The organism is Streptomyces africanus, assembly GCF_002150735.1.
In the GTDB taxonomy this organism is placed as follows: Bacteria; Actinomycetota; Actinomycetes; order Streptomycetales; family Streptomycetaceae; genus Streptomyces; species Streptomyces africanus.
The window spans coordinates 584-806 of sequence record NZ_MUKA01000610.1; the positions used below are offsets into that span (position 1 = coordinate 584).

A 223-nucleotide genomic window follows, 5' to 3' on the forward strand; every position below is an offset into this window, starting at 1 on the left:
GCGGGTCAGCTCGGCCGGGGCGACGAGGTTGACGTTGAGCTGGTGGCGCCAGGTCTTCGGGGTGAGCTCCCCGACCGGGCCGAGGTCGACGACCCCGGCGATGTGCAGCAGCGAGTCCACGCGGTCGGGCAGCGACTGGTGGGAGAAGGCCCAGGACAGCCTGTCGGGGTCGGCGAGGTCGCCGACGAGGGTCCTCGCCCCGGGGAACTCGGCCGCCAGCTCC

At 74.0% G+C, this 223-nt stretch carries 1 pseudogene; it reads right to left on the bottom strand.

What is annotated here, in order from left to right:
- A pseudogene (locus CCL05_RS46895) lies at positions 1–223 on the bottom strand (SDR family oxidoreductase); the annotation flags it as partial.